Below are 19,538 nucleotides of genomic sequence, written 5' to 3' on the forward strand. Positions count from 1 at the left end.
CGATACTTCTGCAGCGGTCAGGTGCAGGAGGTTAGCGACAGGATGTTTTACCAGAGAACCCTAAATCGCCGGCTGGATCGGCCCGTCCGCTCGTCCGCTCACGAACTGATCGACATAGGCGTTGCCACTGGTGTCCACGTCCGCGGCCTTGCCGCGCCAGATGATCCGTCCTTCGAACAGCATGGCGATCTCGTCGGCGATCTTGCGCGCGCTTGCCATGTCGTGCGTGATCGACACGGCCGCCGCGCCGAGGCCGCGCACCATTTCCAGAATGAGATCATTGATCGCATCCGCCGTGATCGGGTCCAGCCCCGTCGTCGGCTCGTCGAAGAAGATCAGGTCCGGCTCCGAGATGATCGACCGCGCCAGCGACACGCGCTTCTGCATCCCGCCCGAAATCTCCGCCGGATAAAGCCCCGCAACGTCCGCACCCAGACGAACCTTCTTCAGGGTTTCGATCGCGCGTTCCTTCGCGTCCTTGCGTTTCATGTCGCCGGAATTGATCAGCCGGAAGGCCACATTCTCCCACACGGTCAGCGAGTCGAACAGCGCGCCGGACTGGAACAGCATGCCGATGCGCGCGCGCATCTTCTCGCGCGCCTTGCCTTGCGCCTTGGTCACATCCTCGCCGTCAAAGAAGATGCGGCCCTTGTCCGGCGTCATCAGGCCAAGCGCATTCTTCAGCATCACCGACTTGCCCGAGCCCGAGCCGCCGATCACCACGAGGCTCTGCCCCGGCGCCACATCGAGGTCTACGCCGCGCAGCACCTGCTTGGTGCCAAACGCCTTCTCCACACCTTCGAGTTTCAGGAGCGCGCTCACAGGCCAATCTCCACGAAAATGCTGGACATCACATAGTTCGTCGCCAGCACCAGCACCGCCGCACCCACCATCGACAGCGTCGCCGCGCGGCCGACGCCGGTCGCGCCCGCCTGGCTGCGATCGCCCTGATAGCAGCCCATCAGCGCAATCACGCCGCCAAACACCACCGCCTTGATCAGGCCGACGGCAATGTCGTTGCGCGTCACGAAGTCGAGCGTGTTGCGAAGGTAGACCGTCGAGTCAAAGCCCAGCCCGTAGACGCTCACCAGCCATCCGCCCATCACGCCGATCACGTTGGCAACCGCCACCAGCATCGGCAGTGTCACCAGCGCCGCAATGAAACGCGGCGCATAGAGATACCGGAAGCGCGAGGCGGAGAGTGTTTCCAGCGCGTCGATCTGCTCGGTCACGCGCATCGCGCCGATCTCCGCCGCAATGCCTGCGGAGACGCGCCCCGCCAGCATCAGGCCGGTGATCACCGCGCCCAGCTCGCGCGAAATGCCCAGCACCACGATGTTCGGCACGAATTGTTCCGCGCCGTATCGGCTGCCGCCCTCATAGATGTTCAGCGCCAGCGCCGCGCCGATGAACACGGCCGACAGGCCGACCACGGGCAGGGAGTAAAAGCCGATCCGCACCATCTGGCGCAGGATCTCGCCGCCATACCAGCGCGGCGTAAATGCCGCCGCCTTCACATGGCCCGCAAAAATGCTCAGCCGGCCAATCTCGGCGAACAGGCCCAGCGTCACGCGGCCGACAAGCTGCAAGGGGTTCGCCATCGTCGGCCTCAGCGATAGTTGCGTTGCACACGCGGGCCAAGCCCGGTCAGCAGCTCATATCCGAACGTGCCGCATGCGGCTGCCTGCGCTTCCAGTTTGGCGTGCTCGCCCAGGAATTCAACGCGCGCGCCCGGTTTTATTCCCTTCGGCCCTCCGCTCAGGTCCAGCGTGATCAGGTCCATCGAGATACGCCCGACAGACGGGCAGGCGACCCCGTCGATCCAGCCCTTCAGCTTGCCGGAGCCCGCCCGCGGCAGGCCGTCGGCATAGCCGATGGCGCAGGTTGCCAGCAGCCGGTCCTCGTCCAGCACATGCGTCGCGCCATACCCTACGCTGGTGCCCTTGCGCCCCATGAACACGCTGACGACCGTCGCCTCCAGCACCACGCCCGGTTTGATCTCCACATTCGCCGGCGGAACCGTTCCGCCATAAAGGGCAATGCCGGGCCGGGTCAGGTCAAAGCTGTATCCCTTGCCAAGATAGCAGCCTGCCGAGTTCGCCAGGCTCGCAGGCGTGTCGGGGAACACGTCGGCGATCTCCTCGAACTTCCGGCGCTGCTCCAGGTTCATGGGATTCTTCGGCTCGTCCGCGCAGGCGAGGTGGCTCATCACCAGCACCGGCTGCAGCCGCCGTAGCGCCGTGCTCTCGGTATCCGCCAGCTCCGGCGCGAGGCCCAGCCGGTTCATGCCGGTGTCGAAATGCAGCGCGCAGCTGCCCTTAGGCGCCGTCGCCCACAGGCGCAGGTGCAACTCGTTGGACAGAACCGCCGTCAGCTCAGCATCGCGGTAGGCGGCCACTTCGCCGCGCATCGGCCCGTTCAGCACGAAGATGCGCGCACCCTTGCCCACTGCCTTGCGCAGCGTGATACCCTCTTCAAGGTAAGCGACGAAGAATGTACTGCATCCGGCAATCCGCAGCGCCCGGCCCACCTTGGCCGCGCCAAGGCCATAAGCGTCTGCCTTCACTACAGCCGCTGTCGTCGCGCCGGGGTGCAGCGCGTCAAGGGTTCGCCAGTTATCCGCGATGTTGGAGGTCAACACCGTCGCGCGGGGAAGGAAGCTCATGGGATCAAGCGCTAAGCGAGATTTCGGGGATTGTCATCGGGGCGGTGTGCGCTTTGCTTCATGCGCCAGCCAGGCTGAGCCTTTCATGTTCCAGACCGGCGTGAAGAACACCATCCACACGATCAGGGCGATCATGCCGCCCGCCGGTACGATGGCAATCTTCTGCGGCCCGAACAGGTCGACGAGGGCTCCCATCAGCGCCGCGCCGAAAGGGGCGCCCGCCATGAAGCCCAGCTGGTAAATCGACAGCACGCGCGCCAGCTTTTCCTTCGGCGCCGAGTCCTGCACGATCGACCGGCTCATTGCAATCGATATGCCCGCCGCCAGGCCCCAAGTGAACACGATGGCGAGGAACATCCAGTGCGGAATGTTCCCGATCATCAGCAGGATCGAGGCCGAGGCAAGGAATTGCGCCGTCAGCAGCAGCCGCCCCTGCCGCTTGATCCGCTTGAATACCGCCAGCACCGCGGACGAGACAAACGCGCCCATCCAGAAGGTCACGAACATGTCCCGGATGCCGCTTGAGCCGAAATGATAGACATCGCGGTTGACGATGGGCAGCACCACGAGGAACGCCCCGATCACGAACACGCCGACCCCGAACATCAGCAGCGTCATCGCCCACAGCTTCGCGTCCGCGCGCACCGCCCGCACCCCGTCCATGATGTCGCCGAACGCCGCGCCAAAACCCGTCCGCCCGGTGCGGATCTGGCGGCCCTTCGCCATCAGCAGCGCGAATCCTGCCCCGCTCGCCAGTGCCAGCCCCTGGATCGTCAGCAACAGCTGCGGTGACATCGGCCCGACGCTGAACCCGCCCAGCCAGACCGGCATCTTCGTCGCCTTGTCGGCATAGCCTGCGAGGATCAGCCCGACGATCTGCGCCAGGAACTGCGCCATCGTCGCCAGCGTCACGCCCAGCTGCAGTGTCACGCCGGAGCCGACCCGCATGCGCCGCTCCACGACTTCGTTCACGATGGAATCGCGCGCCGGCATCATGAAGGCGCCGATCGTGCCGATGGCGACGGCATACATGATCATCGCCGGATAGCTGAGCTCGCCGCGCGATACGAACAGCGCCAGCATCAGCGCCGGCGCTGCCGCCAGCAGGTGGAGAAGGATCAGCAGGCGCTTGCCATCTGCCCGCTCCGCCACCACACCGCCGATCAGCAGGAAGATCACCGAGGGCAGCGACAGCGCCATGTTGGCAAGGCCCAGCGCCAACCCGTCCATGTGCAGGTGCTCGCGCCCGGTGATCAGGTAGGGAAACAGCACCAGCTGCAGGCCGAACGCCATGAACCAGCTGCACTGCACCGCGAGGTATCCTGGTAGTTCGATCTTCACGAGTTGCCGCAGGCGCAGCGCACGCAGGTGCGTCGCCGAAACCAGCAGGCTGGCGCCGGCCCCGAGGGCCTCGCTGACACCGCTGACGGGCGAGGTCACACTTTCGCTGGCCCGTTCGGCCATCTCGTCGACGATCTTTTCGACGTCGCCGTTCATCCACACAAACTCCACCACCCGGTCTGCGGTGTTCTAAGGAGGCGGATTGCCGATGGAAAGGGGCGAGGCCCGCTGCGGCTGGGTTTGCCTGCTGGGTGTGCAGGTTGCGTTGGACTGGGCCTGAGATTACGCTTCCGGCCGGGGAAGGGGTCGAGGAGGCTCCGGGATGAGTGGATTTCGCCTGTTGGCAAGCTGGGTGCTGGCGCTCGCGCTGGCGGCCTTTTTCATCCATGTCACGTTTCACCCGCTGGCCGATCCGACACCGGGCTATGTGAAGTTCTTCGACCTGCCCGGCGAGAACCTGCCTTTCGCCACCCTGGCCGAGCGTTCCGGCATCACCCTGTTCGAACCTGCCGGCCGTTTTGTCACAGGTATCCTTGAAGTGCTGACAGCCATCCTGCTGATCCTGCCCTTAAGCCGCCGCGTTGCGGCCGGGCTTTCCGTGGTGCTGACCGGGGCCGCAGTTGCGCTGCACCTGTCGCCCTGGCTCGGCCGGGAAATTGCCCTTCCGGAAGGCGGCACCGATGGGGGCGCACATTTCCTCATCTATGTGATTTTCCTCGCAGTCAGCCTGCTCCTGCTGGTTGTCCACCCGAGTGCGCGCCGCAGGTATGGGTTTACAACCTGAGGTTTTTTCTGCGGTCAGAAGTTAAGGCGGTTTCTACGCCTCGTTAAGGATTGAGTGCCAGACTCCTGCGGTAAGGCAGGTCTTCTGGTATGAGCGATTTGACCCCGTCAGGATCCGGTAAACCCCACAGCGCGGCGCAGGACGCGCTCGTGCGGCGGCTGATTGATGTTGTCGCCATGCCGGGCTCACGCATTCCCCCGCAGGACCGCCACATGGCCGGCGACATCCTGCTCGACATGCTGATGCATGTCACCGACCGGGAACGCATCCTGTGCGCTTCGCGCCTTGCGGTCTGCCGGGATGCTCCGCGTCGGGTGCTGCGCTATCTCGCCCAGTGCGCCTTCCATGTCGCGCGTCCGCTGCTTGAGGAGAGCGATGCGTTCGATGCGTCCGACCTTGTGGAAATCGTCCAGAACACCACCAACGAACACCGCGCCGTCATCGCCCGCCGCCGCAATCTCTGCGTCACCGTCACCGGCGCACTGGCGCAGTATGGCGACCTGACGGTCCTGCGCGAACTGCTCGGCAACCGAAATGCGCCTCTGTCCGAACAGACCGTGGACCGGCTGGTCGCCCATTCGCGCGAAGAGCCGGCCATCTGTACGCCCCTTTCGGAGCGGATCGAACTGAAGCCTTCGCACGCGATGGCGATGTTCTGGTGGTCCGACAGCGCCACACGCCGCAAGATCCTGACCCGCCACGCTTCGGACCGCGGCGAGATGATCGCCATCTGCCGCGACGTGTTCGAAATGGCGGCCGCCGAGAACTGGAGCGATCCGGTCACCCGCAAGGCGCTGCAGCTGATCGAGCGCCGCCAGCGGAATCGCTCTGCCATCGAGAAGAGCCCGTTTGACAGCCTCGAGGGCGCCGTCGAGGCCGCAGCTGTGCGCGGTATCGACGCCGAAATTGCGCAGGAGATCGGCTATCTCGCGGGCATCAAGCCGGTCACGGTTGCGAAGATCCTGTCCGACAAGGGCGGGGAGGGGCTTGCAGTGCTCTGCAAATCCACCGGACTGAAACGCGACTATATCCCGCTCCTCTGGACGGCGCTGCGCCGCCCGCTTGAGTCTGAGGCGGGCGAACCGGACCCGGTCTATGCAAATGTTGCAGAGACCTACGAGGTCCTTTCGGTCGCCAAGGCGCAGACGACACTGCGTTACTGGAACTGGTCGCTGTCGTCAGCCTACTCGCCGGGGGCGCTGCGTCAGGCCGGTGAACTCGGTGCACCGGCAAATGAAGAAGCCGAGTACTCGACCTCACAAAGAACCGCCCGGCTGGTGTTCGGAAATTAGGCCGCACCCAGCCGAAACGGGCTTCCCAAGGCGGGCGGGGGGCTTTAGGTGAGGCGTTCACTGAATGACGAACGGGCCATCCAGAGGGGCGCTGTGGCGTACTTTATAGCACTGTTATTGGCGATTGCCGCCTTCTGGGTGAGCAATTCAGGCCACTACAAACCGTTGATGCTCGCCTTCGCTGCGGCATCGATCGCGCTTACGCTGTTCCTGTCTGCGCGCCTGAAGATCATCGACCGCGAAGGCGCGCCCTATGTGCGCCTGTTCGGATGGCTGGCTTACTATCCCTGGCTCGGCTGGGAAGTGATCAAGTCGAACTGGGTCGTCATCAAGGCGTGCCTGCGCGCCGATCTCGACATCTCGCCGGCGCTCGTGAAGATCAGGACAACCTGCAAGACCGATCTCGCCAAGGTCACCTTCGCCAATTCGATCACCATGACACCGGGCACGGTCACCGTGGAGATCGACGGCGACAAGCTGCTGGTGCATGGCCTGTATGAAGCTGGCACCGCGCCGGAAGGTTTCGAGGAGATGGACCGCCGCAGCGCGCGCGCCGCTGATCCGGTGGAGGTGCGCAAATGACAGCCGCCGGCCTGATCGCCATCCTCGTGGCGATGATCCTGATTCTGATCCGTGCCCTGATGGGTCCGACCCTGTATGACCGCGTTCTTTCCGTGAACGCTTTCGGCTCGATGACCGTGCTGGTCCTCGGCCTGCTCGGCTTTGTCATGGGCCGCCCGGATTTCCTCGACATCGCGATGCTCTACACGCTGATCAATTTCGTCTCGACCATCGCGATCCTGAAATTCTTCCGCTACCGCTCCTTCCAGGTTCCGCTGGTGCGCAAGGCCGAAACCGCTCCGAAGGGAGATGGCAGCAATGGCTGAACTCTTAGCCCAGCTCCAGACCACCTGGGACCTTGTGCGCATGCCGCTCGGCGGCCTCGCCTGCCTGATCGGCGGCCTCCTGTGCATCGTCAGCGCCATCGGCGTGCTGCGCTTCCCGGATATCTACACCCGCTTGCATGCTGCCTCCGTCACCGACACCGGCGGCGCCGGCCTCGTGCTGCTCGGCATGGCGCTGATGGCGCCGCACTGGCTGGTGCTGGTCAAGGTCGGGTGCATCTTCGGCCTGATGCTGCTCACCGGCGCCACCGCCGCCCACTCGCTCGCCAACGCAGCGCACACCGCCGGCATGCAGCCGAAGATCGGCCCGGTCGGACGTGATGATCCGCATGCGGACGAGCTGGGGGAGGGTCACTGATGTCCTACGCCATCCTTGGGGAATCGGGCACCGCCCTCATCAACATCCTGTTCCTCGGCATCCTGTTCGTGGTCGCCCTCGCCATCGCGCGCCTGCGCAGCCTGTTTGCCATCGTCATGCTCTCGGGCGTCTACTCGCTCGTATCCGCTGCATGGTACATCCTGCTTGATGCGGTGGATGTCGGCTTCACCGAAGCCGCCGTCGGGGCGGGCATGTCGACTGCGGTGCTCCTCGGCGCCATGCTGCTGACCGCGCGCACCGCCAAGCCGGAAAAGCCGCTGACGCGGATCGGCCCTTTCCTCGTCTGCTTCCTCACCGGGCTGATGCTCGTGTACGGAACAATCGACCTGCCGGCGCTGGGCGATCCGCAATCGCCCGCCAATGCCGGGGTCGGCCTCACCTACCTTCAGATCAACTGGTACGACATGGGCGTACCCAACGTCGTCACCTCCGTGCTCGCCAGCTACCGGGGTTTTGATACGCTCGGCGAAACCGCCGTAGTGTTCACTGCCGGCCTTGCGGTCGCGCTGCTGCTCGGCTTCGGCGAACGCTCGCTGGCCGAGACCCTGAAGAACGCACCGAAGCCGCCCAAACCCCGCAACGGGGGAGAGGCGCCATGAAGGGTGATCATCACATGATCCTGCGCGTCATCGCGAAGTGCATGCTGCCGCTGATCACCATCTACGGCTTCTATGTCCAGTTCCACGGCGAAGTCGGCCCCGGCGGCGCGTTCCAGGCGGGCGTCGTCCTCGCCGTCGGCCTTATCCTTTATGCCCTGGTCTTCGGCCTCGCGCCCACCATGCGCGCCGTGCCGCCCTGGTTCTCCCGCTCGCTCGCCGCGGTCGGCGTTGCGCTCTATGCCGGTGTCGGCGTCTGGGCGCTGATGACCGGCGGCAAGTACCTCGAATACCAGGCGCTGTTCGGCGAACCGCCCGGTGGTCATGACGGCCAGCATGCCGGCATCATCCTGATCGAGCTGGGCGTTCTCTTCGCCGTGGCCGGGTCGATGATCACCATTTTCTACGCGCTCGCCGGGCGCGTGGCCGAAATCCGCGACGAGGACTGGTAGCCATGTGGGAGTTCATTCTCGACCGCGCCGGATACTGGGCGATCATCGGCCTGATGATGATCAGCCTGTTCATCGCCTTCTCGGCGGAGAACCTGATCAAGCGTCTCGTCGGCTTGTCGCTGTTCCAGACGACGATCTGCCTGTTCTACGTCACGCTCTCGAAAGTCTCCGGCGGCACCGCGCCTGTCCTCCTGAAGGAAGATATGCCCTATCATTCGGCCGATCATGCCGCTGCCGAAACCGGCGCGCAGCTTACCGCCGCCGGCGGCGAGCGCTTTGCCGATCTCGTTCACACCTATTCAAACCCGCTCCCGCACGTCCTGATGCTCACGGCCATCGTCGTCGGCGTGGCCACCCTGTCGGTCGGCCTCGCGCTCATCGTCCGCATCCGCGAAGCCTACGGCACCATCGAGGCTGACGACGTGCGCGCGATGGACATCGAAACGGCCATCGCTCAGGAAGCCGAAGCCGGGAAGGACCTCAAAGAGGCAACGGCATGATCCTGGAAACCCTCCTCGCCTCGGCGCCCGACTGGGCGCTTCGCCATGCTGCCGTGCTTGTCCCGGTGGTCCCGCTGGTGATGGCGCCGATCCTGGCGCTCACCCCCAACGCGCGTCTCGGCTGGTTCCTGACGCTGGCCACCACGGCGGCCTCGCTCTACTTCGCGCTGCTGACGCTCGGCATCGTGCAGTCGCTGCCCTCCGGCGTCATCAGCTATGCGGTCGGCAACTGGCCGCCGCCCATCGGCATCGAGTTCCGCGTTGATGCGCTCAATGCCATGGTCCTGTTGATCGTCACCGGCATGGGCTTCCTCGGCACCATCTTTGCCTGGCCGACTCTCGTTGCGGATATCCGCAAGGAGAAGATCTCGCTTTTCCTCAGCGCCTTCCTGCTCTGCCTTTGCGGCCTGTGCGGTGTGACGGCGACCGGGGACGCCTTCAACCTCTTCGTCTTCCTCGAGATTTCCTCGCTGTCGACCTATGTGCTTGTCGCCATGGGCGCCGGGCGCGATCGCCGCGCCCTGCCGGCCGCCTTCGACTACCTTATCATGGGCACGCTCGGCGCCAGCTTCTACATCATCGGCGTCGGCTTCCTCTATGCCGCCACCGGCACGCTCAACATGGCAGACCTTGCGGCCCAGCTGCCGGGCCTCACCGGCAACCGCTCGGTGCAGGTCGGCTTTGCCTTCATCATCGTCGGCCTCGGCCTGAAGGCGGCGATGTGGCCGTTGCACCAGTGGCTGCCGAACGCCTATGCTTACAGCCCCAGCTTCGTCACCATGTTCCTCGCGGCGACCGCCACGAAAGTTGCGATCTATGCGCTGATCCGCTGGCTGTTCACGATCTTCCAGCCGGACTACGCCTTCGAACAGGCGCTGTTCTACTGGATCCTCGCCCCGCTCGGCATTGCCGCGATGGTCATCTGCTCCTTCCAGGCGGTGTTCCAGACCGACATCCGCCGCATGCTGGCTTACTCCTCGGTCGCACAGGTCGGCTACATGCTGCTCGGCGTGTCCATCGGCACGGCGGCCGGCGTTTCGGCAGGCCTCCTGCACCTCTTCAACCACGCCCTGATGAAGGGTGCGCTGTTCATGGCCGTCGCCGGCATCTGCCTCACCTACAAGGGCACCACCATCCGCGACTTCGCCGGCCTCGGCCGGTCGGCGCCGTTCACGATGGCGGCCTTCGCCATCGCCGGCCTGTCGCTGATCGGCGTGCCGCTGACAGCAGGCTTCATGTCCAAGCTGCAGCTCGGCTACGCCTTGTTCGACCACGGATGGTGGTGGGCGGTGCTGCTCGTCGTGTTCTCCAGCTTCCTCGCGGTCTTCTATGTCGGCCGCATCCTGCAGGCCGTGTTCTTCCAGGCCCCGGTCAACCCGCGCAAGCATCGCAAGGAGGCGCCGCTGCTGCTGCTGATCCCGCTCTGGATTCTCGCCCTCGCCAACATCTATTTCGGCATCGACGCAACCTTCCCGATTGGCCTCGCCAATGACGGCGCCGTCGCGGCCCTCGGACAGGAGGCGTTCCAATGAGTCCGGACGTCCTGATCGGGCTCGCGCTCTGCCTTCCGCTGGTGATCGCGGCGGGGATTGCCGCTGCCGGCAAATTCCCGAATGTGCGCGAAGGCATCACGCTGGTCGGCGCCGGCGCGCTGTTCTTCGTTGTGATCCAGCTGACGATGCTCGTCTCCGCCGGCGAGCGCCCGGAGCTGTATATCGGCGAAGCCGTTCCGGGCCTCGCCTTCGCGTTCAAGCTTGAACCGCTCGGCGCCCTGTTCGCATTCGTCGCCTCGGGCCTGTGGATCGTGAACTCGTTCTACTCCATTGGCTACATGCGCGGGAACCGCGAGCGCAACCAGACGCGCTTCTACATCTGCTTCGCCATCGCCCTGTGCGGCGCGATGGGTGTGGCGATGGCGGGTAACCTGTTCACGCTCTTCATCTTCTACGAAGTGCTGACGCTCTCCACCTATCCGCTGGTCGCGCACAAGGGCGACGCGGCTGCCCAGCGCGGCGCGCGCATCTACCTGCTGACGCTGCTCGGCACCTCCATCGGCTTCCTGCTCACCGCCATCATGTGGACCTGGGTGCTGGCCGGCCAGAGCCTCGACTTTGTCGATGGCGGTCTGCTCGCGAATGTCGAGATGTCGCCGGTCGTGGCCAGCGCGCTGCTCCTCTTGTTCGTGTTCGGTGTCGGCAAGGCGGCGCTCATGCCGTTCCATTTCTGGCTTCCGAACGCGATGGTCGCGCCAACGCCGGTCTCCGCGCTGCTGCACGCCGTGGCGGTCGTGAAGGCGGGCGTCTTCGCCGTGATGAAGATCTCGCTCTACATCTTCGGCGACGAACTCCTGCAGGCCACGCCCTCGCGCGAGTTCATCATGGATGTCGCGTGTATCACCATCGTCGTCGCCTCGCTGATCGCGCTGACGAAGGACAATCTCAAGGCACGCCTCGCTTACTCGACTGTCGCGCAGCTCGCCTATGTCACGCTCGGCGCCATGCTGGCGGACAGGGCAGGGGTCATGGGCGGCTCGCTGCAGATCGCGGCGCACGCCGTTGGCAAGATCACGCTCTTCATGTGCGCCGGTGCCATCTATGTTGCCACCGGCCTCACCAACATCTCCGACATGAAGGGCCTCGGGCGGAAGATGCCGCTCGTCTTCATCGCCTTCTTCATCGCCTCGCTGTCGATCATCGGTATCCCGCCGCTCGCCGGTGACTGGCCGAAATACGAACTGATGCAGGGCGCCATCGACCGCGGCACGGACTGGGTACCGGCGATCCTGATCATCTCCTCGCTGCTCAACATCGCCTACCTGTTGCCAATCCCGATCCTGGCGCTGATGCCGCCGCCCGGCTCGAAACCGCCGAAGGAATTCAAACGCCCCGGCGGCGCCCCCTGGCTCACCGTCGCCGCGCCCCTGTTCACGGCAGCGCTCTGCTTTGTCCTGTTCTTCACGATCGACCCGATCGGCGACTTCCTCGCCCCGGCCTTCGCGACCGTGGACATTGATCCCGAGGTAAACATCCCATGACCGACCAGACGCCTCCGGGTCGTGATACGTCCGGCCGCTTTGTCCGCCAGGCCGCCGAAAAGGTGAACGCCATGAGCCGCACCACTGAAGAGGGCGTGCACCCGATGGCGAAGGTCCTCTTCGGCTGGACCGAAGCGAAGAATATCGGCGCGATCCTGTTCTGGGTCATGGCCGGGCTCTCGCTCGCGCTCGTCGCCGCAGACCTGCTGATCGTGCGCCACGAGAAGGTCGCCTTCGCCAACTCCGTCGGCTTTTATGGCATCTGGGGCTTCCTCGCCTTCTCCTTCGTCGTGCTGATGGGCTGGCCGCTGGGCAAGCTGCTGCGCCGCGACGAGAACTATTACGGCGATGCCGGCGGTCCGCCTGCGGACATTGACCCGGATATCGCCGAAGGTCAGGGCGGCGCTGGCACCAAATCCGAAGGGGGCGCCTGATGCCTGCGTTTCTGGCTGACCTCAATCCCGGCTGGCTGCTGATCCTCGCAGGTCTCGCCGCGATGTTCACGCAGATGCGTGTCCTGCGTCAGGGCATCACCATCCTTGCGCCGATCCTCGGCATTCTCCTGCTCGCCACGGCCGAGCACGGCGTTGACCACCTCACCTACAACGCCCTCGGTCTCGACCTTTCCTTCTACCGCGTCGACAGCCTGAACTTCCTGTTCGGCCTCGCCTTCCTGATCGCCTCGCTGCTGAACGCCATCTACGCTCTGCATACGGACGACCGGCTGCAGGATGGCATGGCGCTCGCCTATGCCGGCGCGGCCGTCTCCGCCACCTTCGCCGGCGACCTGATGACGCTGTTCATCTTCTGGGAAATCACGGCGATTTCCTCGGTCTTCCTGATCCTCAAGGCCGGCACGCGCGCGGCCTACTTCGCCTCGATGCGCTATCTCGGCATCCAGATCCTGTCCGGCGTCCTCCTGCTCGATGGCATCGCCTATGTCTGGCACTATACCGGCAGCCTCTCGCTGCAGGCCTTCACCAGCCTCAACGACCCCGGCGCGCTGATCATTTTCATCGCCTTCGGCATCAAGGCGGCCTTTCCCTTCCTGCACAACTGGCTGCAGGATTCCTATCCGAAGGCTTCGGTCGTCGGCGCCGTCGTCCTGTCCGCCTTCACCACCAAGCTCGCCGTCTACGCCTTCGCGCGCTTCTTCCCCGGCTTCAACGAGCTGATCTGGATCGGCGCGGTGATGACCTGCTTCCCGGTCTTCTTCGCCGTCATCGAGAACGACCTGCGCCGCGTGCTCGCCTATTCGCTGAACAACCAGGTCGGCTTCATGATCTGCGCCATCGGCGTCGGCACGGCCGGCGTCGGCAATGCGCTCGCGCTCAACGGCGCCACTGCCCATGCCTTCAGCCACATCATCTACAAGGCCCTCCTGTTCATGAGCATGGGCGCCGTGCTCTACCGCACCGGCACCACCAAGGCCTCCGAACTCGGCGGCCTCTACCGGTCAATGCCGTGGACCGCGCTATTCTGCATCATCGGCGGCCTGTCGATCTCGGCCTTCCCGTTCTTCTCGGGCTTCATCGCCAAGTCGCTCACCATGAGCGCGGTCGCCTATGAAGGCGCCGCCGATCCGGCCATGGTCGTGGTCTGGCTGATGCTGCTCTTCGCTTCGGCCGGCGTACTCGAACACTCGGGCATCAAGATCCCGTACTTCGCCTTCTTCGGCCATGACAGTGGCAAGCGCGTGAAGGAAGCGCCCTTTAACATGCTGCTGGCGATGGGCCTTGCCGCCTTCCTCTGCATCGCGGTCGGCCTGCCGGCCATCATCCCGGGCATGGGCTATTCCTGGCTCTACAGCCTCTTGCCCTATCCGGTCGAAGCAGCCGCCTATCAGCCCTTCACGTTGGACCATATCCTGACCCAGATGCAGCTCCTGGTGCTCGCCACCTTCGCCTTCATCCTGCTGAAGCGGCTCAGCCTCTACCCGCCGGAAAAACCGGGCACCATCCTCGATACCGACTGGATCTACCGCAAGGCCGGCTACGGCACGGTGCGCTGGCTCGACACCGTCTGGGCCAAGCTCGGCCCTGCGATGACCAGCGCGTTCCGGCGCCTGTCCGAACGCGCCTATGACCGGATGGTCGCCACCTTCAGCCCGCGCGGCGTCCTCGCCCGCAACGGCCTCAGCGGCGGCATGACCATCTGGACCTCGGTGATTCTCGCTCTGGTGCTGCTGATTTCGTATCTGACAAGCTGAACCTGTAGCAACTGCAGGGAGCCCAAATTCGGCCCCATTTCGCCCGGATCACTTCTGGCAGGGGGTGCGCCGCAAGTTTGCGGCCCGGCAACGGGCTGCCTCCGCGCGGCGGCCCTGAGATGAGAGGGCCGAGTGTCATGTCAGCTGATGGCGAAGTGGCGTCCTACGGGGCGCTGAATGTAGCGTACGCAACCGGCATCGTATCTGCCTATGTCCGGAACAACACCTTGCAGACAAACGAGTTACCGGCGCTGATCCGCAGTGTTCATGCCGCGCTCGAACAGCTCTCCCGTCCGGGGGAACCCGATCCCGAGCCGCAGAAACCCGCCGTTCCGGTGAAACGGTCCGTGTTCAAGGATTACATCATCTGCCTGGAAGACGGGCAGAAATTCAAATCCCTGAAGCGCCATCTGCGCTCCAAATACGGCCTGTCGCCGGAGGATTACCGCGCCAAATGGGGGCTTCCGGCAGATTATCCGATGGTCGCGCCCGGTTATTCCGAGAAACGCTCAAAACTCGCCAAGAAGATGGGTCTCGGGCGGGGTACAGGCAAAGAATAGCGCAAGAACTGGCCGAACGTTCCGGGTCCGAAACAAAATAAACCATCAATCTATATTAACAAAAAGCTTCAAAGACTCTTGATCGGCGAGTCCACTCGCGCAATAGGTGATTCTTGCGAATCACCACGGGGGTGGCGAGTTCATGTCGAACCAGTCGAAATATGCCGGTATTACCGAAGCACAGCGCCTCCTGATCACCCATTGGCACCAGGTGCGCGATGCCGATGGCCGTGTCGCCCGCGAGGCGATTGATCCGGGCACCATCCTGTCCACGCTGGCCTGCCTCTCCATCGTCGAGATGGACGCGGCCGGCGAGGGCCGTTTCCGCATTGCCGGCTCCCGCCTGCGCGACCTGTTCGGCATGTGCGTGCGCGGCCGCCGCGTCGCCGAGATCGCCGGCACGCATGGCGAATGCTACGCCCTCGGCCTCACCGCGGCGCTGGAGCGCGGCGAACCCGTCGGCGGCATCATGGAGCAGGGCGGGCGCCTCCACGCCTGGCTGCGCCTTCCTCTCACGGACGAATACGGCCACCTCACCCAGGTCCTCTGCCACGACGAATTCCTCGCCCACCGCCAGCAATCCCTCCCCGGCGAATCCCGCCACGCAGCGTGAGCTGAAGCGCGCCCTCAAAGCCCACCCTGAAAAGCCCCTTCTCCCTTGCGAGAAGGGGTTGGGGATGAGGGGGCGTGACATCACCCCGGAAACATCCAGTCGAGAGGTCAGCCCTCCTCACCCCCAACCCCCTCTCCCGCAGGAGAGGGGCTACACCCCCTTATGCAACACCCCGCGCGCCTCCCGCGCCTTCCATCCTGTTGAATCCATTCACCTCTGCATTGCGAGCGTAGGAAACTTATCCTACACTCCGGAAAGCCGGTTATACTGCGGGTCACAACGCAGCAGGAGTGATGCATGGAAGAGGAAGAGTTCAACCCGCGCAACGACCGCGACACGGCCTATCTGGCCGCGGCGCTGGTCGGGTATGCGCTTGGCCTGAAGGCGCAGAAGATCCTGGCGGCAGATCGGGGCGGACCGGCGCACAGCCGCGCCCGGCACATCGCCATGTATCTCGCCTATGCCGGCCTCGGCATGAGCCTGTCGCGTGTCTCCTCGGCCTTCGGGCGCGACCGGTCGACCATCGCGCGCGCCTGCCGCATCGTCGAGGATTACCGCGAGGATGTCGATTTCGACACCTGGATCGAACAGCTCTGTGTCGGCCTGCGCTCGGTGGCGCAGGTGGTCCCGTCGGAGGCTGTGGCATGATCCGGCGCATCCGTCAGAAATACACCGCCGCCCGCCCGCGCCCGATCGGCGGGGAGGAAGTCGTCCGCATCCTCTCGCGCGGCGGCATGGTGCAGGAGCTGCGCGGCACGCTGTATGTGTTCCGCGGCCGCGACTGCCGGCGCATGCGTATCGGCAGGGTGCAGCTTGCCATGATGGCCCAGCTGGAGGCCGAAGGCGCCGTCCGGCGCGACGATACCGATGCGATCCGCTACCTGGCGGGCATGTCCCGCTGAGCCTGATCGGCGTCGCTGCGGATACGCGCCAGCATCGAGGCGAGCCCGTTGGAGCGCTGCGCCGTCAGCGCGCCGCTGACGCCGATCTCGTCGAGGAAGGCCCTGGCGTCGAAGCCGAGGATTTCTGCCGGGGCAGCGCCGGAATACAGCCGGGTCAGCAGCGCGATCAGGCCGGAAACGATCATCGCATCGGACTCCGCCCGCACGATCAGGCCGCCCTCCGCCAGCTCGGTCACCATCCATACCTGCGAGGCACAGCCGCGCACGCGCGTCTCTTCCGTGCGCTCATGCGGCGCCAGCGGCGGGTTCGCCTTGCCGAGGTCGATCAGGTGCGCATAGCGCGCCTCCCAGTCCTCCAGCCAGGCAAACTCTTCGCGGATCTCGGCAGCGGTCTCGGTGATGCTCATCTGCATCCATATCGCGTGTGCAAAACCAAAAGAAAACCCCGGCAGTCCAGAGACGGCCGGGGTAAAAGGTGGAGAGAGTCTAGAAGGTGTGTGGACGGTTTCTGGACGGCCTACCGGATGGTCTGGCTCAGCGTTTCCTTGATGTCGCGCGTGGTGGCGGCAACGCAGGGGCTGAGATCGGCTTCGGCGCGGGTCGCCGCGACGCAGGCGTCGAGGTTCAGCACATCGCCCACCAGCTTGTTGTTGATGATCGACAGGTTGCTGGTCGGACGCGCCAGTTCGGCCTCGATCAGCGCCGTCGAAGGCATCGTGCCACCGGCCTCATGCGCGATGATGTCGAGCGAGGCGGTGCCGGTGATGGCGCGAGGGATTTCGTTGAACACGGTCGAGAAATTGGCGTTCTGCACCGAAGGTTTCGGCGCCGGCTGGAACATCGCCGGCAGCTTGATCGCCGAGGCCGCCTCGTTCAGGCCGGAAGCCGCCGCCGTGATGACTTCGGCATTGGTGTCCGACAACAGGCCGCGGCTCTGCGAAACCTGCGTCACGAGATTCGGGTCGATCGAGCGCCCGCCGGCGCGCACGCCGGTGATCTTGCTGATGCGCTGGTTCTTGTCATTCTTGGCAATGACCGATTTGCCCCAGCTGTGCTTCTCCAGCACATAGTATTGTTCGCGCATATGGTCGGAAGAGTTCTGCAACGCTGCAAAATCGGCCTCGGTGGCCTGCAGCACCGCCTTCAGGGCCGCATCGCCGCCATCCAGCTTGGAGGCGTTCCACTTGCGGTCCTTGATGTTGGCGGACGTGACATCAGCGCCGTAATTGGCGGTCATTTCGCGCACGGACTTGCGGAATTCCGGCTGTTTCGCCGCCACCAGCGACGAATACGCCACCCAACCGGTGCCGATCTGGTCGCCCTTGTAGCTGCCGATGGAGGAGAGCACCTCGTTCAGCTCCCCGGCGCTCTTGAACGAGCGGCCATCGAGAGCCGAAGCCTCGGAGACGTAGCTCACATAAACCGCTGCTTTTTCAGACAAGGGATCGGCCTTCTGTGCCGATGCTGCCGACGCAAACCCGATGCTGCACACAAGTGCTGCGACCACCCCAGAAGCTTTCATTTCGAACTCCCTCACGCCACGCGCGATAGTGATGCCCCAACTTCCCGGCATGGGGAACCATGCCTTGTGCGATTTGCGCATTACAAATACAGCAGGCAGGACACCTGACTGCGGCAGCATTGCCTAACAATTCTCTATGGGGTGTTAAGACTTGGCTCCGGAACCGCCGCTAAAGCAGTTACAATTTGTTCACCTCGCCTGGGTGGCGCTGGGGCTGACAGCTGCTGTTTCCGGCGGGATTGCTGGCGCCCCGGCGGTTTCCGTGCTGGTGGCTGCCGTGATGACGCTGATTCCGGGCGCGGCCGGCTTTGCCTTCGCGGATGCCGGAGACTCGCTGCGCCGGGGCCTGCCGGTGATCGCCTGGACGATGACCGGGCTTGCCGCCATCATACTGACCGGGGGCGGAGGCTCGCCGCTGATCGTCCTGCTTCTCGCCGCGCCACTGGCAGCCCTGCTGGCCGGCGCCCCAAGAATGGCGGCCGAGGCGGGCATCTTTGCTGCGGCAGCCCTGTTCTGTGTGTTCCTCGCCACCCTGCCGGGCTGGATTCCGCCGCCGCCGCCCGGCGCGCGGGAACTGGCGGCGCCCTTTGCCTTTTCCGGCCTGGTGCTGGCTGCGCTGATGGTCTGGCACCTCGTGTCCCGCCGCAGCAGCGCCGTGCAGGCCCCCGCCGAAGCGGCGAAGCCGGAGACCGCGCTCCCGCCCATCGCCCTTACCGGCATCTGCTGGGCCGATGTCAGCAGCGAAGGCCGCCTGCGCCGCGTGCAGGGCGACAGTTTCGGCCTCGTCACCCTGCGTCCCGGCGCAGCGTTCCAGAGCCTGTTCGCCAAGGGCGAAGGCCCGGTCCTGGTGCCGGGCCGCGCCGGGCGCCGCCTGATCAGCGCGGAACTCGCCTCCGGCCAGCGCGTGCGCCTGCTGGCAGAGCGCCATACGCGCGGCTGGCATGTGCTGCTCGTCGATGTGCCGGATGAAGTAACGGGCCCGCCCGAGGCCGCAATCACCGAGCTTGAGGAAAAGCTCCGTTCGCGGACGGCTTTCTTCGCCTCGCTGGGACACGACCTGAAAACCCCGCTGAACGCCATTCTCGGCTATGCCGAAGTGATGCAGGCCGAACTGATGGGGCCGATGCCTGAACCGTATGCGGACTATCCGGCCATCATCCACGAGAGCGGCACCGACCTTCTCCTCCTTGTCGATGACATTCTCGATCTCGCCCGCGCCGAAGCCGGCCAGCCGCGCCTTGACCCCGAACCGATCGACCTCAGCGCCTCTGCCGAATCCGTCATCCGCCAGCTCGACGGGCAGGCCACCCGTATCGGCGTCACCCTGAAGCTCATGACGGAAGGCGAGGTCTGGGCCGATGCCGACGCGCGCGCTGTGCGACAGATCTGGCAGAATCTCGTCTCCAACGCGATCAAGTATTCCGGGAGCGGAAAAACCGTCATCCTCGAGACATGCATTGAAGGCGGCGCCGCCCTGCTGGCGGTCACCGACCGCGGCGCCGGTATCGCTGCCGCAGACCTTGCCAAGCTCACCGAACCTTTCGCACAGGGCACCGGTGCCAAGCCAGGCACCGGTCTTGGCCTATCCGTCGTGCGCCGCTTCGCCGAACTCCACGGCGGCGCGCTGAAGATCGAGTCGAAGCCCGGCAAGGGCACCCGAGTGGAGGTGACATTGCCGCGTGCCTCCGAGGCCGACATCGCCCCGCTGGAAGACGCGGCCGAGTAGGCGTGCCGCGCAAATTCCGGTTTAATCCGCCGGGTTTCCATGCCAGCATCGCGGGGCA

General features: G+C 64.8%; 23 protein-coding genes. 17 read left to right on the forward strand and 6 right to left on the reverse strand.

The genetic code is table 11. The features are described 5' to 3' along the window. Positions 1-60: 60 nt before the first annotated feature. The 4 genes from ACK4TE_RS08935 to ACK4TE_RS08950 are packed head-to-tail and all read right to left on the reverse strand — an operon-like array spanning position 61 to position 4,162. Positions 61-822 (reverse strand): ABC transporter ATP-binding protein, encoded by a 762-nt coding sequence (locus ACK4TE_RS08935; protein WP_409911154.1) that lies wholly within the window; start codon positions 820-822, stop codon positions 61-63. Beyond that, positions 819-1,601, reverse strand: a complete 783-nt coding sequence (locus ACK4TE_RS08940; RefSeq protein WP_409911155.1) for an MlaE family ABC transporter permease — start codon at positions 1,599-1,601, stop codon at positions 819-821. The genes ACK4TE_RS08935 and ACK4TE_RS08940 overlap by 4 nt, the downstream gene beginning before the upstream one ends. 8 nt (positions 1,602-1,609) lie before the next feature. Then, positions 1,610-2,665, reverse strand: coding sequence for an alanine racemase (alr, locus tag ACK4TE_RS08945; RefSeq protein WP_409911156.1), 1,056 nt, complete (start codon positions 2,663-2,665; stop codon positions 1,610-1,612). 33 nt (positions 2,666-2,698) lie between these two features. Next, on the reverse strand, positions 2,699-4,162 hold the full coding sequence (locus ACK4TE_RS08950; protein WP_409911157.1) for an MFS transporter: 1,464 nt from the start codon (positions 4,160-4,162) through the stop codon (positions 2,699-2,701). A gap of 166 nt (positions 4,163-4,328) precedes the next feature. Here ACK4TE_RS08950 and ACK4TE_RS08955 point away from each other — a divergent pair, with 166 nt between their 5' ends. The 16 genes from ACK4TE_RS08955 to ACK4TE_RS09030 all read left to right on the forward strand — a co-directional run bounded on the left by ACK4TE_RS08955 (position 4,329) and on the right by ACK4TE_RS09030 (position 16,232). Next, complete coding sequence (locus ACK4TE_RS08955) at positions 4,329-4,790, forward strand: hypothetical protein (RefSeq protein WP_409911158.1); 462 nt, start codon at positions 4,329-4,331, stop codon at positions 4,788-4,790. An 89-nt stretch (positions 4,791-4,879) separates the two neighbouring features. Further along, the gene (locus ACK4TE_RS08960; RefSeq protein ID WP_409911159.1) at positions 4,880-6,082 is read left to right on the forward strand and encodes a DUF2336 domain-containing protein; all 1,203 of its coding nucleotides are present in this window, start codon (positions 4,880-4,882) and stop codon (positions 6,080-6,082) included. 93 nt (positions 6,083-6,175) lie between these two features. Further along, positions 6,176-6,664, forward strand: coding sequence for a Na+/H+ antiporter subunit E (locus ACK4TE_RS08965; protein WP_409911160.1), 489 nt, complete (start codon positions 6,176-6,178; stop codon positions 6,662-6,664). Continuing rightward, positions 6,661-6,969 (forward strand): monovalent cation/H+ antiporter complex subunit F, encoded by a 309-nt coding sequence (locus tag ACK4TE_RS08970; RefSeq protein ID WP_409911161.1) that lies wholly within the window; start codon positions 6,661-6,663, stop codon positions 6,967-6,969. The genes ACK4TE_RS08965 and ACK4TE_RS08970 overlap by 4 nt, the downstream gene beginning before the upstream one ends. Further along, positions 6,962-7,345 carry a monovalent cation/H(+) antiporter subunit G gene (gene mnhG, locus ACK4TE_RS08975; protein ID WP_409911162.1) on the forward strand — a complete coding sequence of 128 codons (384 nt, stop codon included), beginning with the start codon at positions 6,962-6,964 and terminating at the stop codon, positions 7,343-7,345. The genes ACK4TE_RS08970 and mnhG overlap by 8 nt, the downstream gene beginning before the upstream one ends. Continuing rightward, positions 7,345-7,965, forward strand: coding sequence for a DUF4040 domain-containing protein (locus tag ACK4TE_RS08980; protein ID WP_409911163.1), 621 nt, complete (start codon positions 7,345-7,347; stop codon positions 7,963-7,965). Before mnhG ends, ACK4TE_RS08980 begins: the two co-directional genes overlap by 1 nt. Next, entirely contained in the window at positions 7,962-8,414 is a 453-nt protein-coding gene (locus ACK4TE_RS08985; protein WP_409911164.1) for a Na(+)/H(+) antiporter subunit B, read from the forward strand. Before ACK4TE_RS08980 ends, ACK4TE_RS08985 begins: the two co-directional genes overlap by 4 nt. A 2-nt stretch (positions 8,415-8,416) precedes the next feature. After that, entirely contained in the window at positions 8,417-8,914 is a 498-nt protein-coding gene (locus tag ACK4TE_RS08990) for a cation:proton antiporter subunit C (RefSeq protein WP_409911165.1), read from the forward strand. Then, complete coding sequence (locus ACK4TE_RS08995) at positions 8,911-10,446, forward strand: monovalent cation/H+ antiporter subunit D family protein (protein WP_409911166.1); 1,536 nt, start codon at positions 8,911-8,913, stop codon at positions 10,444-10,446. Before ACK4TE_RS08990 ends, ACK4TE_RS08995 begins: the two co-directional genes overlap by 4 nt. Next, positions 10,443-11,948 (forward strand): monovalent cation/H+ antiporter subunit D family protein, encoded by a 1,506-nt coding sequence (locus tag ACK4TE_RS09000; RefSeq protein WP_409911167.1) that lies wholly within the window; start codon positions 10,443-10,445, stop codon positions 11,946-11,948. The genes ACK4TE_RS08995 and ACK4TE_RS09000 overlap by 4 nt, the downstream gene beginning before the upstream one ends. Beyond that, complete coding sequence (locus ACK4TE_RS09005) at positions 11,945-12,382, forward strand: hypothetical protein (protein ID WP_409911168.1); 438 nt, start codon at positions 11,945-11,947, stop codon at positions 12,380-12,382. The genes ACK4TE_RS09000 and ACK4TE_RS09005 overlap by 4 nt, the downstream gene beginning before the upstream one ends. Further along, entirely contained in the window at positions 12,382-14,157 is a 1,776-nt protein-coding gene (locus tag ACK4TE_RS09010; protein ID WP_409911169.1) for a Na(+)/H(+) antiporter subunit D, read from the forward strand. Before ACK4TE_RS09005 ends, ACK4TE_RS09010 begins: the two co-directional genes overlap by 1 nt. A gap of 137 nt (positions 14,158-14,294) precedes the next feature. Further along, the gene (locus ACK4TE_RS09015) at positions 14,295-14,717 is read left to right on the forward strand and encodes a MucR family transcriptional regulator (RefSeq protein ID WP_409911170.1); all 423 of its coding nucleotides are present in this window, start codon (positions 14,295-14,297) and stop codon (positions 14,715-14,717) included. Positions 14,718-14,859: 142 nt separating this feature from the next. Continuing rightward, a complete protein-coding gene (locus ACK4TE_RS09020) occupies positions 14,860-15,330 on the forward strand; it encodes a PAS domain-containing protein (RefSeq protein WP_409911171.1) in 471 nt (156 codons plus the stop codon). 297 nt (positions 15,331-15,627) lie between these two features. Beyond that, positions 15,628-15,978, forward strand: a complete 351-nt coding sequence (locus ACK4TE_RS09025; protein WP_409911172.1) for a helix-turn-helix domain-containing protein — start codon at positions 15,628-15,630, stop codon at positions 15,976-15,978. Further along, positions 15,975-16,232, forward strand: coding sequence for a hypothetical protein (locus ACK4TE_RS09030; RefSeq protein ID WP_409911173.1), 258 nt, complete (start codon positions 15,975-15,977; stop codon positions 16,230-16,232). Before ACK4TE_RS09025 ends, ACK4TE_RS09030 begins: the two co-directional genes overlap by 4 nt. Here ACK4TE_RS09030 and ACK4TE_RS09035 read toward each other — a convergent pair. After that, a complete protein-coding gene (locus ACK4TE_RS09035) occupies positions 16,208-16,639 on the reverse strand; it encodes a SufE family protein (protein WP_409911174.1) in 432 nt (143 codons plus the stop codon). The two genes, ACK4TE_RS09030 and ACK4TE_RS09035, sit on opposite strands and share 25 nt — an antisense overlap. A 110-nt stretch (positions 16,640-16,749) precedes the next feature. Continuing rightward, entirely contained in the window at positions 16,750-17,754 is a 1,005-nt protein-coding gene (locus tag ACK4TE_RS09040) for a hypothetical protein (RefSeq protein ID WP_409911175.1), read from the reverse strand. Between the two features lie 151 nt (positions 17,755-17,905). Between ACK4TE_RS09040 and ACK4TE_RS09045 the strand changes: the two genes are divergently transcribed. Continuing rightward, entirely contained in the window at positions 17,906-19,480 is a 1,575-nt protein-coding gene (locus ACK4TE_RS09045; RefSeq protein ID WP_409911176.1) for a sensor histidine kinase, read from the forward strand. Positions 19,481-19,538: the final 58 nt, after the last annotated feature.

The sequence above is a fragment of the Hyphomonas sp. genome, assembly GCF_046313975.1.
In the GTDB taxonomy this organism is placed as follows: domain Bacteria; phylum Pseudomonadota; class Alphaproteobacteria; order Caulobacterales; family Hyphomonadaceae; genus Hyphomonas.

What these genes read in the sequence shown, in the direction of transcription:
- ACK4TE_RS08940 (WP_409911155.1), bottom strand. Translation starts at nt 1,601, where the DNA reads ATGGCGAACCCCTTGCAGCTTGTCGGCCGCGTGACGCTGGGCCTGTTC.
- alr (WP_409911156.1), bottom strand. Translation starts at nt 2,665, where the DNA reads ATGAGCTTCCTTCCCCGCGCGACGGTGTTGACCTCCAACATCGCGGAT.
- ACK4TE_RS08950 (WP_409911157.1), bottom strand. Translation starts at nt 4,162, where the DNA reads ATGAACGGCGACGTCGAAAAGATCGTCGACGAGATGGCCGAACGGGCC.
- ACK4TE_RS08955 (WP_409911158.1), top strand. Translation starts at nt 4,329, where the DNA reads ATGAGTGGATTTCGCCTGTTGGCAAGCTGGGTGCTGGCGCTCGCGCTG.
- ACK4TE_RS08960 (WP_409911159.1), top strand. Translation starts at nt 4,880, where the DNA reads ATGAGCGATTTGACCCCGTCAGGATCCGGTAAACCCCACAGCGCGGCG.
- ACK4TE_RS08970 (WP_409911161.1), top strand. Translation starts at nt 6,661, where the DNA reads ATGACAGCCGCCGGCCTGATCGCCATCCTCGTGGCGATGATCCTGATT.
- mnhG (WP_409911162.1), top strand. Translation starts at nt 6,962, where the DNA reads ATGGCTGAACTCTTAGCCCAGCTCCAGACCACCTGGGACCTTGTGCGC.
- ACK4TE_RS08980 (WP_409911163.1), top strand. Translation starts at nt 7,345, where the DNA reads ATGTCCTACGCCATCCTTGGGGAATCGGGCACCGCCCTCATCAACATC.
- ACK4TE_RS08985 (WP_409911164.1), top strand. Translation starts at nt 7,962, where the DNA reads ATGAAGGGTGATCATCACATGATCCTGCGCGTCATCGCGAAGTGCATG.
- ACK4TE_RS08990 (WP_409911165.1), top strand. Translation starts at nt 8,417, where the DNA reads ATGTGGGAGTTCATTCTCGACCGCGCCGGATACTGGGCGATCATCGGC.
- ACK4TE_RS08995 (WP_409911166.1), top strand. Translation starts at nt 8,911, where the DNA reads ATGATCCTGGAAACCCTCCTCGCCTCGGCGCCCGACTGGGCGCTTCGC.
- ACK4TE_RS09000 (WP_409911167.1), top strand. Translation starts at nt 10,443, where the DNA reads ATGAGTCCGGACGTCCTGATCGGGCTCGCGCTCTGCCTTCCGCTGGTG.
- ACK4TE_RS09005 (WP_409911168.1), top strand. Translation starts at nt 11,945, where the DNA reads ATGACCGACCAGACGCCTCCGGGTCGTGATACGTCCGGCCGCTTTGTC.
- ACK4TE_RS09010 (WP_409911169.1), top strand. Translation starts at nt 12,382, where the DNA reads ATGCCTGCGTTTCTGGCTGACCTCAATCCCGGCTGGCTGCTGATCCTC.
- ACK4TE_RS09015 (WP_409911170.1), top strand. Translation starts at nt 14,295, where the DNA reads ATGTCAGCTGATGGCGAAGTGGCGTCCTACGGGGCGCTGAATGTAGCG.
- ACK4TE_RS09020 (WP_409911171.1), top strand. Translation starts at nt 14,860, where the DNA reads ATGTCGAACCAGTCGAAATATGCCGGTATTACCGAAGCACAGCGCCTC.
- ACK4TE_RS09025 (WP_409911172.1), top strand. Translation starts at nt 15,628, where the DNA reads ATGGAAGAGGAAGAGTTCAACCCGCGCAACGACCGCGACACGGCCTAT.
- ACK4TE_RS09030 (WP_409911173.1), top strand. Translation starts at nt 15,975, where the DNA reads ATGATCCGGCGCATCCGTCAGAAATACACCGCCGCCCGCCCGCGCCCG.
- ACK4TE_RS09035 (WP_409911174.1), bottom strand. Translation starts at nt 16,639, where the DNA reads ATGAGCATCACCGAGACCGCTGCCGAGATCCGCGAAGAGTTTGCCTGG.
- ACK4TE_RS09040 (WP_409911175.1), bottom strand. Translation starts at nt 17,754, where the DNA reads ATGAAAGCTTCTGGGGTGGTCGCAGCACTTGTGTGCAGCATCGGGTTT.